The 15,048-nt window shown below is 71.6% G+C and carries 13 protein-coding genes; 7 read left to right on the plus strand and 6 right to left on the minus strand.

Features of this window, described 5'->3' with window-relative positions; translation table 11 throughout:
* Window positions 1-296: 296 nt before the first annotated feature.
* The gene (locus SM577_RS17650; RefSeq protein WP_302920180.1) at window positions 297-1,058 is read right to left on the minus strand and encodes an SDR family oxidoreductase; all 762 of its coding nucleotides are present in this window, start codon (window positions 1,056-1,058) and stop codon (window positions 297-299) included.
* Between the two features lie 69 nt (window positions 1,059-1,127).
* Between SM577_RS17650 and SM577_RS17655 the strand changes: the two genes are divergently transcribed.
* Together SM577_RS17655 and SM577_RS17660 are read left to right on the plus strand one after the other, a co-directional pair.
* Window positions 1,128-3,830, plus strand: coding sequence for an AAA family ATPase (locus SM577_RS17655; RefSeq protein ID WP_474587413.1), 2,703 nt, complete (start codon window positions 1,128-1,130; stop codon window positions 3,828-3,830).
* A 155-nt stretch (window positions 3,831-3,985) separates the two neighbouring features.
* Entirely contained in the window at window positions 3,986-4,516 is a 531-nt protein-coding gene (locus SM577_RS17660; RefSeq protein ID WP_474587414.1) for a hypothetical protein, read from the plus strand.
* 111 nt (window positions 4,517-4,627) lie between these two features.
* On the opposite strand, the gene SM577_RS17665 is transcribed toward SM577_RS17660, so the two are convergent.
* Window positions 4,628-5,209 carry a hypothetical protein gene (locus SM577_RS17665; protein ID WP_302920177.1) on the minus strand — a complete coding sequence of 194 codons (582 nt, stop codon included), beginning with the start codon at window positions 5,207-5,209 and terminating at the stop codon, window positions 4,628-4,630.
* Between the two features lie 481 nt (window positions 5,210-5,690).
* Between SM577_RS17665 and SM577_RS17670 the strand changes: the two genes are divergently transcribed.
* Window positions 5,691-6,371 carry a lytic polysaccharide monooxygenase auxiliary activity family 9 protein gene (locus tag SM577_RS17670; protein WP_474587415.1) on the plus strand — a complete coding sequence of 227 codons (681 nt, stop codon included), beginning with the start codon at window positions 5,691-5,693 and terminating at the stop codon, window positions 6,369-6,371.
* A gap of 192 nt (window positions 6,372-6,563) precedes the next feature.
* Here the strand turns inward: SM577_RS17670 and SM577_RS17675 are convergent, their stop codons facing one another.
* Entirely contained in the window at window positions 6,564-7,820 is a 1,257-nt protein-coding gene (locus SM577_RS17675; RefSeq protein WP_474587416.1) for a phospholipase D-like domain-containing protein, read from the minus strand.
* Window positions 7,821-8,058: 238 nt separating this feature from the next.
* Between SM577_RS17675 and SM577_RS17680 the strand changes: the two genes are divergently transcribed.
* Together SM577_RS17680 and SM577_RS17685 are read left to right on the plus strand one after the other, a co-directional pair.
* The gene (locus SM577_RS17680; protein WP_474587417.1) at window positions 8,059-8,472 is read left to right on the plus strand and encodes a hypothetical protein; all 414 of its coding nucleotides are present in this window, start codon (window positions 8,059-8,061) and stop codon (window positions 8,470-8,472) included.
* Window positions 8,473-8,725: 253 nt separating this feature from the next.
* Window positions 8,726-10,678 carry a S8 family serine peptidase gene (locus tag SM577_RS17685; protein ID WP_474587418.1) on the plus strand — a complete coding sequence of 651 codons (1,953 nt, stop codon included), beginning with the start codon at window positions 8,726-8,728 and terminating at the stop codon, window positions 10,676-10,678.
* 49 nt (window positions 10,679-10,727) lie between these two features.
* On the opposite strand, the gene SM577_RS17690 is transcribed toward SM577_RS17685, so the two are convergent.
* Entirely contained in the window at window positions 10,728-11,666 is a 939-nt protein-coding gene (locus tag SM577_RS17690; protein ID WP_302920172.1) for a hypothetical protein, read from the minus strand.
* 99 nt (window positions 11,667-11,765) lie between these two features.
* Entirely contained in the window at window positions 11,766-12,233 is a 468-nt protein-coding gene (locus SM577_RS17695; RefSeq protein ID WP_474581287.1) for a MarR family winged helix-turn-helix transcriptional regulator, read from the minus strand.
* Between the two features lie 119 nt (window positions 12,234-12,352).
* Between SM577_RS17695 and SM577_RS17700 the strand changes: the two genes are divergently transcribed.
* Window positions 12,353-13,726 (plus strand): MFS transporter, encoded by a 1,374-nt coding sequence (locus SM577_RS17700; RefSeq protein ID WP_474587419.1) that lies wholly within the window; start codon window positions 12,353-12,355, stop codon window positions 13,724-13,726.
* A 174-nt stretch (window positions 13,727-13,900) separates the two neighbouring features.
* Window positions 13,901-14,230, plus strand: a complete 330-nt coding sequence (locus SM577_RS17705; protein ID WP_474581289.1) for a nucleoside triphosphate pyrophosphohydrolase family protein — start codon at window positions 13,901-13,903, stop codon at window positions 14,228-14,230.
* Window positions 14,231-14,290: 60 nt separating this feature from the next.
* On the opposite strand, the gene SM577_RS17710 is transcribed toward SM577_RS17705, so the two are convergent.
* Window positions 14,291-14,926, minus strand: a complete 636-nt coding sequence (locus tag SM577_RS17710) for a HEAT repeat domain-containing protein (protein ID WP_474587420.1) — start codon at window positions 14,924-14,926, stop codon at window positions 14,291-14,293.
* Window positions 14,927-15,048 lie beyond the last annotated feature (122 nt).

A 15,048-nucleotide genomic window follows, 5' to 3' on the forward strand; every position in this document is an offset into this window, starting at 1 on the left:
GGGGCCGATCGGGACGTTGTGGGCGGTGGGCGGGCGTACGGCGCCGCAGGACAACGGCGTCCTCGATAGCGCGGCCGAACCGGGTTCAGAAGTCGTCGGTGAGCCGCCGCGAATCCGCGGCGGACCATCGGTTCTGTCATGTGCTGTAGTCCCTCTAGGTATGTCGCGAGGACGAATAGCATCCACCACGATCGATCTATTGCGGTGGACGACTCGACCGGGTCGGCGAGTACTGAGTCAGTCCGTCTGTGGGGCAATCGACTCGGTGAGCCGGGTCGCCACGGTGTGCCCGCGGCTCAGATCCGAGGGCCGAGGAAGTAGCCGCCGGTAGCGTCCAACACGTCGCCGGTGACCCAGCGGGCATCGTCGGAAGCCAGGAAGGCGACCACCGCCGCGATGTCCGCCGGCAGGCCGACCCGGTTGAGGGCGTTGGCCGCGCCCAGCCGAGCCTCCACCTCCGGCGTGGCCACCATCCAGCCTGACGACTCGGTCACGGTCGCCGCGGGGGCCACGGCGTTGACGGTGATGCCGCGAGTGCCGACCTCCTGCGCCAGGCTGCGGCACAGCGCATTGATCGCGCCCTTGGTCATGGCGTAAACCAACTCGGGCAGGGCGACCCGGGTCGCCGCCGAGGAGAGGTTGATGATGCGCCCGCCGGCGGCCATCATCGGCAGAGCCCGTTGGATGATGAAGAACGGCGCCTTGACGTTGACCGCGAACAGCCGGTCGAACGTCTCGGTGGTGGTCTCCGCCAGTGATCCGGCCGAGGCCAGGGCGGCATTGTTGACCAGGACGTCCAACGGCCGTCCCGCCAGGCCGTACTTCAGGCCCGCGAAGAGGGTGTCCACGTCACCCGGCGTGCCCAGCTCGGCGCGGATGGCGAACGCCCGCCCGCCGGCTTGCTCGATCTCGCCCACTGTCCGCCTGGCCGCCTCGTCGTTGCTGCCGTAGTGCACCGCGACCAGGGCGCCCTCAACGGCCAGCCGCAGTGCGACCGCCCTGCCGATGCCGCGCGAGGCACCGGTCACCAGGGCGGTCTTGCCGTTCAGAGCGGTCATGTCTCACTCCTTGGATCAGATCGACTGCACGGAACGCTAGGTCCGGCCGCGGCGGAAGGAATGAGTAAGGTGACTCACGATTTCGTCGTAGGTATGAGGGACATGATGTTGCAGGGGCGGGCGGAGGAGATCGAAGCCGTCGAGGCTCTCCTCGCCGGCGCGCGATCCGGCGTCAGCGGTGTCCTGGTGATCAAGGGCGAGCCCGGCGTGGGGAAGTCCGCGCTCCTGGAGCACGCGGTGCACGCCGCCGACGGGGCCAGCGTGCTGCGCGGAGCCGGCGTGGAGACCGAGGTCGAGCTGCCCTTCGCGGCCCTGCACCTACTGTTGCGCCCCGCTCTCGATCGGCTCGACGCCCTGCCCGCACCACAGGCCGCGGCCTTGCGCGGCGCGTTCGGCCTGGCGCCGATGGCGACGGCGGACCGGTTCCTCGTCGGGCTGGCCACGCTCAGCCTGTTGTCGGAGCTGGCCGAGGAACGACCGCTGCTGGTTGTCGTCGACGACGCCCAATGGCTCGACCAGGCATCGGCTTCCGCCCTGGTGTTCGCGTCGCGGCGGTTGCGGTCCGAGGGTGTCGCCCTGCTGGTCGCCGCGCGTGACGATCAGGACGCCTTCCCCACCGCCGGCCTGCCGGAGCTGCACCTGGGCGGGTTGGCGCGCGACGACGCCGAGCGCCTGCTCGGCGACGGGCTTCCCGCCCAGCTGCGAGAACAGGTCCTCAAGGAGGCCGACGGCAACCCGCTGGCACTCATCGAGCTGTCCGAGGCCGCCCGCGGGGGAGAGCTCGAGATGGCCGGGCCCCTCCCGCTCACCCGCCGGCTCCTGAGTGCTTTCGCCGGCCAGATCCAGCGGTTGGCCGAACCCACCAGGAGGATGCTCGCGGTGGCGGCCGCCGAGGACACCGGCGCGCTGGGGATCGTGCTGGCCGCGTCCGGCGCGCTGGGTATCCCCGCCGAAGCGCTGGAGCCGGCGGAGCTGGCCGGGCTCGTCCGGGTCACCGGCGGTGTCGTGCGCTTCCGCCACCCGCTGCTGCGTTCGGCCGCCTACCAGAATCTGCCCTCCGCACAGCGGCGCGCGATCCACCAGGCACTGGCCGAAGCCGTGAGCGGCGACCGGCGGGCCTGGCACCTGGCCCTGGCGGCGACCGGGCCGGACGAACAGGTCGCCGAGAGCCTCGAACAGTCGGCCGAGCGGTCGGGTGCCCGCCTCGGCTACGCGGCCATGGCGACGGCCTACGAGCGCTCCGCACAGCTCAGCGCCGAGCGGAGTCACATGGCCCGGCGGTTGGCCGCGGCGGCGGTGGCGGCCAAGGAAGCGGGCCAGCCCGGTCGTGCGGCGGACCTGAGCGAGCGTGCCACGCACCTGACCGACGACCCGGTCACCCTCGCCCGGCTCTGCGAGGTTCGAGCGGCGGTGGCGTTCGACGAGGGGTCGCCGCGGCGAGCGGCTCGCTTCCTCCTCGACGGGGCGGCTCACATCTCCGACGCCGATCCCCGGACTGCCGCTCGTCTGCTCATGGCCGCCTCCCACAACGTCTGGTCCGCCGCCGATCCCGCGCTGGCCGCGGAGGCGTCGCGGCTGCTCGACGGGCTCGCGCTGGCCCGGGAGGACAGCCTCGTCAGGCTCACCCGCGGACTCGGGCTCACCTACGGCGGCGATCTCGAGGCCGGGTACCCGCTGCTGAGCGAATTCCTCGAGCAGGCGTCGTCGTCCCACGTCGCGGGGCAGTTGGTGGCCGCCAACGTGGCCTTCGTCGCCGGCCGCCTCGACCAGGCCGTTGAGCTGTGCACCTCCCTGGCCGCCGGTTGTCGCGCCGAGGGTCGCATCCGGTTGCTCCCGTTCGCCCTGAACCATCTCGCGTACACCCAGGTCGTGACCGGGCACCACCGGGACGCGCGGGACAACGCCGCGGAGGGGTTGCAGATCGCGTTGGACACCGGCCAGGCTCACCCCGCCGCTGGCCTGCGCGGCCAGCTCGCCTGGCTCGCCGCCGTGGAAGGAGACGAGGAGCGCTGCCGCCCCCTGGCCGAGGCCGGAGTCGAGTTCGCGGTCAGCCACCGGGCCCCGGCCGTGGGCCTGCTTCCGGTATGGGCGCTGGCCATGCTCGACCTCACGCAGGGACGCGATCAGGCCGCGCTCGACCGCCTCCAGGCGCGCCCCGGCGGCTCATCGCACTTCGGCACCCGGATCGTTGTCGACGAGGTCGAGGCCGCGGTACGGCTCGGCACGCCGGAACGCGTGCGGGAGTCGATGGCGCTGGCCGAACGCTGGACGGCGCTGTCGGGCGAGGTATGGGCGCGCGCCCTGCTCGCGCGCTGCCACGGCCTGCTGAACGACTCCGAGGAGCACTTCACCCGGGCACTGGAACTGCATCGACTGATGCCGCAACCCTACGAGCAGGCCAGGACGCGGCTGGCCTACGGCGAGTGGCTGCGCCGTCGCCGCCGTAAGGCGGAGGCCCGCCCGCACCTGCGCGAAGCCCACGAGGCCTTCGACCGCCTGGGCGCCCGACCCTGGGCCGAGCGGGCGGCCGCCGAACTGCGCGCCGCCGGCGAGGCGACGCTCACCCGGCGCCGCGTCGACCCCGGCACCGCGCTGACCGCCCAGGAGCTGCAGGTCGTACGGCTGGCCGCGACGGGAGCCACCAACCGCGACATCGCCGCACATCTCCTGCTCAGTCCGCGCACCATCGGCCAGCACCTGTACAAGGCTTTCCCGAAGCTGGGCATCTCGTCCCGGACCGAACTGGCCCGGCTGGATCTCGACCGGTTGTAGGGCCCCGAGCCGGGATCCTGAGCGAAAACCACCCGAGCGGCTGGACCCGCAGGTGGGGCTCGATTCCGCCCGCGTCCAGATTCGCCAGGCGCGCTGCGAGAACGCGCGGGGGCGCTCGGCGATGCCGGTTGCCGGTGCCGCGTACCGTCGGGCGCATGGAGCTGTTCGCCCCGTTCACCGGCACGCTCTTCCTGCCCGACAAGGAGTTCCTCCGCGACGGCACCCCCGTGCTGCTGCCGGACGGGCGGTCGGTCGCCGGCATCCGGTGGCACACCTGGACCCAGCGCTTCGAGATCACCGATCCGGCCGGGACGGTCGTCGCGGAGTGCCGTGCCGAGGGCATCCTCCGGCGGCGCTTCCGGGTCACCACGCCGGACCTGCGTCCGGTGCTCGACCTGTCGCCGGGCATGTGGCGGCCGTTCAACGGCGCCCAGGTCACCGTCGGCGGTACCCGCCCGCTGACGGTCCGGCAGCTGAGCATCTGGTCCGACCGCCAGTTCGAGTTCGCGCGGCCGGACGGCCCGACCATCGGGCGGATCCTCCCGACGACCGGCACGTTCACCCTGCGCCCCGACTCGTACGCCTTCGAGATCATCCGGCCGTATCTGTCGGCGCTGGAGGCGATCGCGGTGGCGCAGACGCTGCGCCTCGTCGCCCGGAGCCAGCGGGCCGCCGCCAGCAGCTGATGCTGTCCTTCGCGACCACCACGAACAGGTCGGATTCCACCCTCGTCGCCGCGCGCCGAAGACCCGCGACGGCGGTCGTCATGGCGACCGCCGGGCGGCCACCGGGCATGGTCAGAGCCCGGCCGCGGCGTCGTACCGGCGGCGCAGGTCGGCCATCTCCGGTTCGGCCAGCGCTTCCTTGAGCGCCAGCTCCGCGTACCGCTCCGGGAACATCTCCCGCAGCCGGTCGACGAACATGACGTCGGCGGTCGCCTCGACCACCTGGATGCCCGGGGGCTCTTTGGACATGTCCATGATCACCGGGCCGGCCAGTTTGACCGCCCAGTCCCAGGGGCGCTTCTGCTCGGCGACCCCGCAGAGGTGGAAGCCGTAGACCGTCCGTACGTCGGCGAGCGCGGTGACCTCGGCCGGCTCGTAGCCGTAGACGCGGACCCCGCAGATCACCGTCGGCCTCGCCTGCTCCGCGCCGGCCGACTGCTGGGCGTTGTGTCCAGCGTGGTTGTGTTGGCCCGGGTCGGCCTGTTCGAGCGTCGTCCGCATCCGGGTCATGATCTGCGTCTGCAGATCCGGCGGCTCCGCCTCGGAGCCGGCCGATCCGGTCACCACGACCGCGCCGGCGGTCACCGCCAGGATCAACCCCACCCACACGAAGCGGTTCCGGTACCACCGCGCGAAACTCTCCCGGGAAGTCATGACTGCTTCTCACCTCGTCGCCGGTTCTGGTGCGTTGGCAGACCGCATCGGACACCCCGGCGGGTCCGAGGCCGAGCGCGTCGGCCGTCGCGGGGACACGGACCGGGGGATACGTACGGCGGGGGACACCTGCCCGGGAGGTGCGCCCGTCGTCGTGGTGATGGCCCGGCGGTGCGGCGCGCGAGCGTCTGCCAGAGCGGCGCGCTGCCGGCACTGCGATGCTCCCGTGCTGGCCGTTCTCAGCGCGGTTGCCCCCGCGCTGCGGCGATGCGAGCCATTCCAGCACGGTGGGGCCCCCTCCGGCAACATCGACGACCCTCGACGTGGTTCCGGCCCGCCGATCCGCCGGCACCGGTGGGGGACCGTCATCGCCGGGTTTCGGCAAATTCATCGAGAAGCGTTGATATACGGACGGGTAGCTGTAAAGCTCGTTGGTGGAAGCGCTCCCATGACGGATCCAGCCGAAGAACGGAGGAGCACCATGCGTTCACGCAGGCCCGATCAATCCGGCGGGCGATCCCGGTCGGCCGCGCGCCGGCCCCTTCGAGCAGCTGTCCTGCTGCTCGCCATGATGGTCGGCATGCTGCCCTGGGCCGGGGCAGCCCAGGCCCACGGCACCATCATCAACCCGGCATCTCGTGCCTACAAGTGCTGGCAGACCTGGGGAAACAACCACACGAACCCGGCGATGCAGCAGCAGGACCCGATGTGCTGGCGGGCGTTCCAGGCCAACCCCGACACCATGTGGAACTGGATGAGCGCGCTGCGGGACGGCCTCGGCGGGAACTTCCAGGGCCGTACCCCCGACGGACAGCTGTGCAGCAACGCTCTGTCCAGGAACGACAGCCTGAACCAGCCCGGACCGTGGAAGACGACCAACGTCAGCCGCAACTTCACGATCCAGCTGTACGACCAGGCCAGTCACGGTGCTGACTATTTCCGCGTCTACGTCAGCAAGAACGGGTTCAACCCGGCCACCCAGCGCCTCGGTTGGGGGAACCTCGACTTCATCACGCAGACGGGACGGTACGCTCCCGCGCAGAACATCTCGTTCAACGTCTCGACCTCCGGATACACCGGACACCACATCGTCTTCGTCATCTGGCAGGCGTCGCACCTCGACCAGGCCTACATGTGGTGCAGCGACGTGAACTTCGTCTGATCAGCGAGACCGAACACCGCGGCACCGCTCCGGCCCGGGACGACGTCCCGGGCCGGAGTGCGCCGGCAGCCCGCTGCGGCGTTCGCGTGGGGACCATCACCGACGTTCCGCGTCGGGTCGGCGACAAGTGGACGGTGCCGGTGGCGGTGCTGCCCGGGCGCCCGCCCTCCTGCCTGCCTCGCGGCGTGACGCTCAGCGGACGGCTCCGCCGCGCGCCCGGCAGGTGTCGCGGACGTGCCAGAAGTCGCGCAGGTAGTCGTCGTGCATGGCGCGTCCCATGATCCGCAGCAGGGTCTCGTCGGCCTGCCGCAGCGCCGAGACGGCGTAGTTGTGGCTGCCGGTGAAGACCCGCGGCACGATGTCGTCGTCGTACGCGCCGTCGATCAGCATGTACTTGTTGTGGGTCCGGATGTCCAGCCCCGGGCCGACGTTGAAGTTGCACCTGGTGAGCTGGATGGTGCTGCCCAGCGCGTTGAGCACCGCGGTGTTCGCCTCGGTGTAGACGACGTCGACCCAGCAACCGGCGTTGCGCAGCGCGGTGAGCCGCTTGGCCACCTCGGGTCGGGTGAACGAGTACATGTTGACCCGGATGTCGGTCTGCCGGCGGGTGCCCGCGTCGTCGTAGCTGCACGAGGTCACCGCGTTCAGGATGCTGACCACGGTGTCGGTGGCGGGGTCGGAGACCGGCTGGCCGGACCGTTCCCGGCGGGGGAAGAAGTGCGCCTTGTAGGTGCTGCCGGTCGGCGTCACCCAGTAGTAGTCGTTGTCGCCGGTCGAGCTGTACCGGTGGGAGCGCAGGTCCGCGAAGTACGTCCGGTAGGCGGCGTAGGTGGTGGCGTCGCTGAACGTCACCCCGTTGTTGTACGCCTCGTTCGCGTCCCACCAGGTCAGGTTCGCCGAGCCCTGGAAGACCACGTTGGGCACGGTGGCCCCGGTGTCCAGCACGACCTTCGAGGCGGTCAGGAACTTGTTGTGGTTGTACGCCGTCACCGTCGAGTCGGTGTACTGGATCGCCCGGGTGCCGATGCAGCCACGGTCCTGGCTGGGAAACCGGTCCGCGCAGTGCACGATGTAGGAGCCGGCGGTGTCGGTCGAGCCGAGGACCGGTTGCAGCCGCTGGAACGGGCGCCCGGTCGCCGAGGACTGGTCGACAATGATCTTCACCCGTACGCCCCGTTGGTGCGCCCGGATGAGGCGGCCGGGGATGTCCGGGGTGCTGGCCGAGTCGGTCACGTCCGAGAACGAGAAGTGGAACCACGACATCTGGATCTCCTCGCCCGCCGGAACCCGGTCGATGATCCGGGCCAGCTGCATGAAGATCGCGTTCTGCTCGGCGACCGAGCCGAGCGGCCGGCTGAACACCGGTTTGTTCAGCACCGGGTCGGGCTCGGCGGCGCTGGCCGGGGTGGGGAGCAGGGCGGGGACGCCGGCGGTGGCGAGGACGGTCACGAAGACCACTGCCGATCGGGCGGCGAATCGTGAAACAAATTGACAGATAGGCATGCCTGGATGGTGCCACCGGTCCTGGCCGGCGGGCTACCCCTCGACGTACCGGCCCGGAAGTCGTGACCGGTCCGCAGGCTGCGCGCGGGGGAGGTGCCGTGCGCAGCCTGCGGATGTTCGACGGGGTGGCTGACGTCATCCGCATCGGGCGGATCGAGACGGTCACCGCCGGCAGGCGGCCGGGGTGTTCGGCCGCCGAGCGCCCACCGCGACCCAGGGTTCGGCGATCGTGCCGGTCGCCTGGCTCACGTACGCCGGTCACGTGCTGGCCGGTGGCGGTGTCGCGTTCGCCTTCCCGGTCGCGCTCGACCTCGCCGGCGAGGTCGGCCGGCGCAGCGACGGCACCGGCGGTGAGCGGGAGATCGGCTTCGTCACCACCATCGCGTACTCCGGCTTCCCCATCGGCCCACCGATGATCGGGGGTGTCGCGGAGGCGACCGACCTGTCGTTCGCCGTCGGCTTCGTCGGTGCCGTCGCCATGCTGATCGCACCGGTCGTACTCGCCTCGGCGGCCGCGCGCCGCCGGGAGGAGACGCGCCGGCGCACGGAAGCGGAACCGCCGCGCGACCCCGCCCCGGCCCGGGTGGGTGGGTGGTAGCGCCGCACCGGACGGCGTGGGGCCCGCCGCCCCGCCCGGTACCACGGCGCCCGGCCCGGCCCGGGGGCCGTGCGATTCGTCCGGTGCGGACTGTCGTGGTTCATAAACAGTTTTGACGTGACGAATCGTCGCGAGCTGTTAACCGCTCTGCCATGGCGTTCCCGACTGCTCCTAGGTTCGGCGGCACCCCTGAGCGGCCGGCGCCATCGGGACCTGGCCGTGCAGCAGGGATCTCTGGGAGGAGAGAGAACCTATGCGGCAGAGAGTCCTCGGCACCGCGGTCGTCGTCGCGATCGCCATGGTCCTGGGCACCGGAGGCCAGGCGAGCGCCGCCCCCACCGGCCCCGAAGCGCCCGTCCGGTACGCCGACAGCCCCAACGCGGTCCCGGGCCGCTACATCGTCGTCCTCAACGACGACGCCCTCACCGCGACCGCTGTCGGCAGCAAGGCGCGGGACCTCAGCAACCGCTACGGCGGGCAGACCCGGCACCTGTACACCGCCGGCCTGCGCGGCTTCGCCGCCACGATGTCCGGCCAGCAGGCCCGGCGGCTGGCCGCCGACCCGGCCGTCGCCGCCGTCGAGGCGGTGCAGCGCATCGGCGTGGCGGACACCCAGAACAACCCGCCGAACTGGGGTGACGACCGCATCGACCAGCGGAACCTGCCGCTGAACCAGGCGTACACCTACCCGGCCAACCCCGGTCAGGGCGCGACGGTCTACGTGCTGGACACCGGCATCAACGCCAACCACGTCGACTTCACCGGCCGGGTCCGGCAGGGCACCGACATGGTCGACAACGACAGCACCCCCACCGACTGCCACGGGCACGGCACGCACGTGGCCGGCACCGCGGTGGGCACCAGCTACGGCGTGGCCAAGAAGGCCAGCGTGGTGGCGGTGCGGGTGCTGAACTGCCAGGGCAGCGGCACCAACGACGACCTGATCGCCGGTATCGACTGGGTGCGTGCCAACGCCCAGAAGCCGGCCGTGGTCAACTACAGCATCGGCTGCCAGAGCCGGTGCACCAGCCAGGCCATGGACAGCGCGGTGTCCAGCCTGATCGCGTCCGGGGTGCAGTTCGTCCAGGCGGCGGGCAACTCCTCCGACAACGCCTGCTACTACAGCCCGCAGGCCGTCGCGGCGGCGGTCACCGTCGGCAACACCACCAACTCCGACGCCCGCAACAGCAGCAGCAACTACGGCTCCTGCCTGGACATCTTCGCCCCCGGTACGAGCATCGTGTCGGCGTCGCACTCCAGCAACACCGGCCGGGCGACGATGACCGGCACCTCGATGGCCTCTCCGCACACGGCCGGCGCCGCCGCCGTCTACCTGGGCCTCAACCCCGGCGCGACGCCCGCCCAGGTCCGGGACGCGCTGGTGAACAACGCCACCACCGGCACCGTGACCAGCCCGGGCAGCGGATCGCCGAACCGGCTGCTGTACACCGCGTTCATGAACGGCGGCAGCAACCCGGACGACCCGTCGGTCACCGACCCGGGTGACCAGAGCACCGCCGTCGGGCAGCAGGTGAACCTCCAGATGCGGGCCTCCGGCGGCACGACGCCGTACACCTGGAGCGCCTCCGGCCTGCCCGCGGGCCTGTCGATCAGCTCGTCCACCGGTGTGATCAGCGGCAGCCCGACCACGGCCGGCAGCTCCAACGTGACGGTGACCGTGACCGACGCCGCGTCGAGGACCGCGACGGCCGACTTCACCTGGACCGTGACCTCCGGTGGCGGCGACTGCACCCCGGTGCAGGTGGTGGCCAACTCCAGCCTGGAGAACGGCAGCACGGCGTGGTCCGCCAACTCCGGCGTGATCGGCGCCTGGTCCGGCTACGGGTACCCGGGCCACACCGGCACCCGCAGCGCCTGGCTCGGCGGCCAGGGCCAGGCGCACACCGACTACCTGTCCCAGTCGGTCACGATCCCGGCCGCGTGCACCAGCGCCGTGCTGCGCTACTGGGTACGGATCACGACCGCCGAGAACGACGGCCAGGTCTGGGACCGGCTGACGGTCACCATGGGCAGCACGACCGTCGCCACCGCGACCAACCTCGACGCCAACTCCGCCTACGTCGAGAGGGTCGTCGACGTCAGCCAGTTCCGCGGGCAGACGGTGACCCTGCGGTTCAACGGCGTCGAGGACTGGTCGTTGCAGACCAGCTTCGTCATCGACGACGTGACCATCAACGCCTCCTGACCAGGAGCGCACGGCGGCCGGTCGGGCACCGCGCGAGGTGCCCGGCCGGCTACTCCCATTCCCAGCGCATACCGACGATGCCGGGCGGGACGTCCGCCGCCACCACGTGCGCGCCGTGCGTCGAGCCGATCCACACCTCCCGTACGCCCTGGGCGGGCGCGTGGAGGCCGCGCCGCTCGAAGCGGTAGCAGCGCGCCGGCACCGCGTCGCGGTCGAACTGCACCTGCAACACGTACTCGCCGACCGGCACGGAGAAGCCGTGGTAGTAGTTGTCAGTGGCGACCGTCGAGCCGCTCTCGAACTCGTACTCGATGACGGCGGTGTCGCCCTGCGACAGCATCCGGTCGAAGATGATCTCCGCGGCCAGCAGACCCGTCTGCGGGTCGGAGCGCACCCGCCCCACCCGGCAGTTCCGAAGGGGATGCACACCGACCGGCGCGCCGATGTCGTCGGTGCGGAAGATCCCGACGGTACGCGAGACGCGGTCGACGTTGGCCCGCAGCACCTGCCGGCAGGTCAGCCCCCGCTCCTGCCGCTTCGGCCCGACGCGGTAGAGGTCGTGGAGGCTGATCCGGGTCAGCTCGTGGTACATCCACCGGTCGAGTTCGCTCATGATCTTCGAGACGCTGGCGCCGTTCTCGAAGAGCCGGTCGATCGCGATGGTGCCGGCCGGCTGGTTGAGCCAACGGCCGCGTGGACGCCGCGGTCCCAGCTGGGCGATCAGCGATTCGGCGGGCAGCGACAGGATCTGCTCCATCAGCCGCACCGCCTTCATCGACTCGGGCCGCTCGGGGCGGCTGCGTCCCCGCCGCCAGTAGCTCAGCGTCGCGAGGCTGACGCTCACCCCCGCGGCCGAGAGCCGCTCCTGGATCTCCTCCGGCCGGATGCCCCGGTCCTCGATGGCCAGGTGCAGCGCGGCGGAGAACGGGCCGGTACGCAGGGCGTGCGCCAGGTCGCGGCCGAGCGGTGCAGATCGAGCCTTCTCCATGAAGGCTGAGTATCACCACGGCATCGCCCGGACGCCACCCACGCACCGGCCCGCCGCCGACGACACCGGGGTCAGGCCCAGCCGCACCCGGTCATCGCACTAGTCGCCGGCGCTCTTCCGCGCCTCGAAGAGCTCGCCGAGACCGAGCGTGAGGCCGGCGGCCTCGGCGGCCGCGCAGGAGGCGAACTGCTGGGCCAGCACCTCGCAGTACGTCGGGCGGGCCGCGGCGTGCCGGGCGCGGCCGGCGTCGGTCAGGTAGACGTTGATGCCCCGACGGTCGACCTCGCAGAGCTTGCGCTCGATGAGGCCCTGCTTCTCCAGGCGGCCGATGAGGCGGGAGAGGGCGCTCTGGGTGATCGGGACGACGTCCGCGATGTCCTGGACCCGCGGCTTCATCTCCTCGGTGCACTCCGACAGCTGGTCCAGGACCTCGAACTCGTGGCAGCTCAGGCCGTGCTGCTCTTCGAGGGCCTGCTCCAGGGCGTTCCAGATGCGGACTCGGCGAGCCGTGAGCTCCCGCCACTGGTCGACGAGGGACTGGGGGCCCCGGGCGCCGGTGGTCTCCATGACCGTGAGGCTAGCACATGCGATTGCACTAGATTCCCGGACATTAAGTTTATACGCATGAAATGCATTCTCATTTTGTTCTTGCGCATTAGATGCACGTGCACCTAGTGTTCTGAGGCGTGAGCCACGAGGAAGCCTTCGCGCTGTGCCCGCCCCAGAGATCCCACCCGTCGTCGCCGTCCCGGTCTCTCGGCCCGGTCGGGTCGGCCACTGAGGAGCGCCTGACCGACCGTGCTGCCGCGGCGCCGCTGCCGCCGACCCGGGATCGCTCCGCCGACGCGCCGCCGACCGGGGACGCGGCGATCTGGTCCCGCAACTTCCGGTACTACTTCGCCGCCCGCAGCGCGGGCCTGCTCAGCTGGGCCATGCTGCCGGTCGCGGTCTCGGCCGGTCTACTCACCGGCGGGTACGGCCTGGACACCGCCGGCTACGCGATGGCCTTCCTGGTGGGCCCGTTCGCCGGGTTGGTGCTGTTCGGCGGAGTGTTCGCCGACCGGTTCACCGCCCGTCGGATGATGATCGTCGCCGATCTGGTCAACCTCGCCGCCCATGTGCTGCTCGCCCTCCTGTTCATCCACGGCATCGACCACCTCTGGCAGCTGTACGCGCTGCTGACCGTGGCCGGCGCCGCCAACGCGATGTTCCAGCCGGGCACCTCCTCGACCGTCCCGCTGGTGGCCCGGGACGTGCAGGGTGCCAACGGGGTGCTGCGTACCTCCGAGGCACTCACCGGGCTGGGTGGCCCGGCGCTGGCCGGCGCCCTGGTCGGGCTCGGGGCCACCGGCTCGGTGATGGTGATGTCCGCCGTCGCATACGCGACCAGCGCGGTCTGCCTGTCGGCCCTCCGGCTCGGGTCGGTGCCCGCCCCGCCGGCCGGCGGGAGCCTGTGGCGCAACCTGGCGGTCGGCTGGCGGGAGTTCCGCGCCCGGAGCTGGCTCTGGGGCGTGATCGTGATCTGGATGTTCTTCGCGGTGCTCTCCTGGGGGCCGCAGCTGTCGGTGGCCGCCGGGGTCATCGTGCCCGAGCACGGCGCGACCGCCTTCGGTCTGCTCAACTGCGCGTTGGGCGCGGGCACGGTGGCCGGTGGTCTGCTGGCGATCCGCTACCGGCCCGGACGGCCGCTGGCCGCGGGAGCTGTGGCCATACTGACCTACCCGCTCTATCCGCTCGGCATCGTGCTCGGCTGGCCGGTCTGGCAGCTCGCCGCCGCCCAGGTCGCGGTCGGGGCCGGGATCGGCGTCTGGGGCGTCATGTGGGCCACCAGTGTGCAGACCCAGGTGCCGGGGGAGGTGCTCAACCGCGTCCACGCCTACGAGGTCGCCGGCTCCGTCGGCATGTACCCGATCGGCAGCGCGCTGGCCGGCCCCGCCGTGGCGGCGTTCGGCACCGACGGGGTGCTCCTGGTGGGCGTCGTGGTCGCCCTCCTCACCGCCGTCGCCCTGCTGGCCGCCCGCCCGATCCGCACCCTGGCCCGGATCCCGGCCCGCGCCTGAGCGGTGTCGACGTCACCAGGAGATGTCTCCGGCGGGCCGTTTCTCACCTCGGTCACCGCTCTCGGCCCGGTCGTCCTCCGGGAGGTGGCGCACCGGCGTACGAACGGGATGGACCGGATTCCCGCCTCGGGTCGTGGCGGCCGGTGGGTGGGGGTTCGACCATACTGGTCCGCCATGGACCTGGACGAGTACCAACGTGGCGCCCTGCGTACCGCCGCTCCACGGGACAGGCGGAACGAGCTGCTCCACCTGGTGCTCGGGCTGGTCGGCGAGTCGGGCGAGATCGCCGAGAAGTTCAAGAAGTGGGTCCGCGACCTCGACAGCGACGAGTCGCTGATCGACCGGGCCGACATCGCCAAGGAACTCGGTGACGTGCTCTGGTACCTGGCGGTGCTCGCCGACTACCTCGACCTGTCGCTGGACGACATCGCGACGGCCAACCTGGCCAAGCTGGCCAGCCGCCGGGACCGTGGCGTGCTGGGCGGCAGCGGCGACAACCGCTGATCTCGCAGCGAGGCGCTACGTCGCGTGGTCGCCCGGGGCTGGGTGATCGGCGGCGTCGGGTCAGCGGTTGTCCGGATCCGACGCGTGCTGAAGCCGCTCGCGTAGTCGCCGCGCTCCGCGGCCCCGATAGGCACGCAGGACGCTCTCCAGGATGTCGCGGACGTCGGGGTCGGGATGATCGGCCAGGTACGCCAGCTCCTCGGCGCCGCCGCGTCGGCCCCGGCCCAGCTCGCCGAGCACGTCGATGATGTCGTCGGCGGTGGTCGCCGCCCGCAGCCGCGCCATCAGCTCGCTCTTCGGCCGGGGCGGCTCGTCGTCGGGGAACCGGCGGCGCAACCTGGCCACCCCGTACCCGCCGCGGGGGAGACAGGCCGGGCACGGGCAGGGCCTACGGCCGTGGGCCGCCGGCAGGTACCGCCAACCGACCCCCTGCGGAACGTCCCGGATCCGCCGCACCTCGGCGGTGGTAATCGCGCGAGGCACGAACACCTCGTAGCCGCGCGAATCGTCGAGCGCGCGTACGGCGGCGACGGCCTGCGCGGCGGTGGCCGGGCGCGGTGGGGCGCCGTAGTGGCCGAAGGTCACCGGCTCGTCGTCGGGCAGCCGTAGCTGAACCGCCACCAGCACGCCCGGATGCCAGCGTCGCAGCTCACGCACCCACTGGTGGGTGAGGGTGAACGACGGCAGTACCGGCATGCAGTACACGCCGCGTCGACCGGCGGGCCCGTGGCTGCGAGCGGCGACTCCCGAACGCTGGATGCGTCGCGCCGACCCCGCCCCGGTGATGTGTACGAACTCCGCCATCGCGGGGGATGGTA

The sequence above is a fragment of the Micromonospora desertarenae genome (genome assembly GCF_056150265.1).

Excerpts from the sequence above, each read along its gene's own strand:
- SM577_RS17650 (WP_302920180.1), bottom strand. The coding sequence starts at position 1,058 with ATGACCGCTCTGAACGGCAAGACCGCCCTGGTGACCGGTGCCTCGCGC.
- SM577_RS17660 (WP_474587414.1), top strand. The coding sequence starts at position 3,986 with ATGGAGCTGTTCGCCCCGTTCACCGGCACGCTCTTCCTGCCCGACAAG.
- SM577_RS17665 (WP_302920177.1), bottom strand. The coding sequence starts at position 5,209 with ATGACTTCCCGGGAGAGTTTCGCGCGGTGGTACCGGAACCGCTTCGTG.
- SM577_RS17670 (WP_474587415.1), top strand. The coding sequence starts at position 5,691 with ATGCGTTCACGCAGGCCCGATCAATCCGGCGGGCGATCCCGGTCGGCC.
- SM577_RS17685 (WP_474587418.1), top strand. The coding sequence starts at position 8,726 with ATGCGGCAGAGAGTCCTCGGCACCGCGGTCGTCGTCGCGATCGCCATG.
- SM577_RS17690 (WP_302920172.1), bottom strand. The coding sequence starts at position 11,666 with ATGGAGAAGGCTCGATCTGCACCGCTCGGCCGCGACCTGGCGCACGCC.
- SM577_RS17695 (WP_474581287.1), bottom strand. The coding sequence starts at position 12,233 with ATGGAGACCACCGGCGCCCGGGGCCCCCAGTCCCTCGTCGACCAGTGG.
- SM577_RS17705 (WP_474581289.1), top strand. The coding sequence starts at position 13,901 with ATGGACCTGGACGAGTACCAACGTGGCGCCCTGCGTACCGCCGCTCCA.
- SM577_RS17710 (WP_474587420.1), bottom strand. The coding sequence starts at position 14,926 with ATGCCGGTACTGCCGTCGTTCACCCTCACCCACCAGTGGGTGCGTGAG.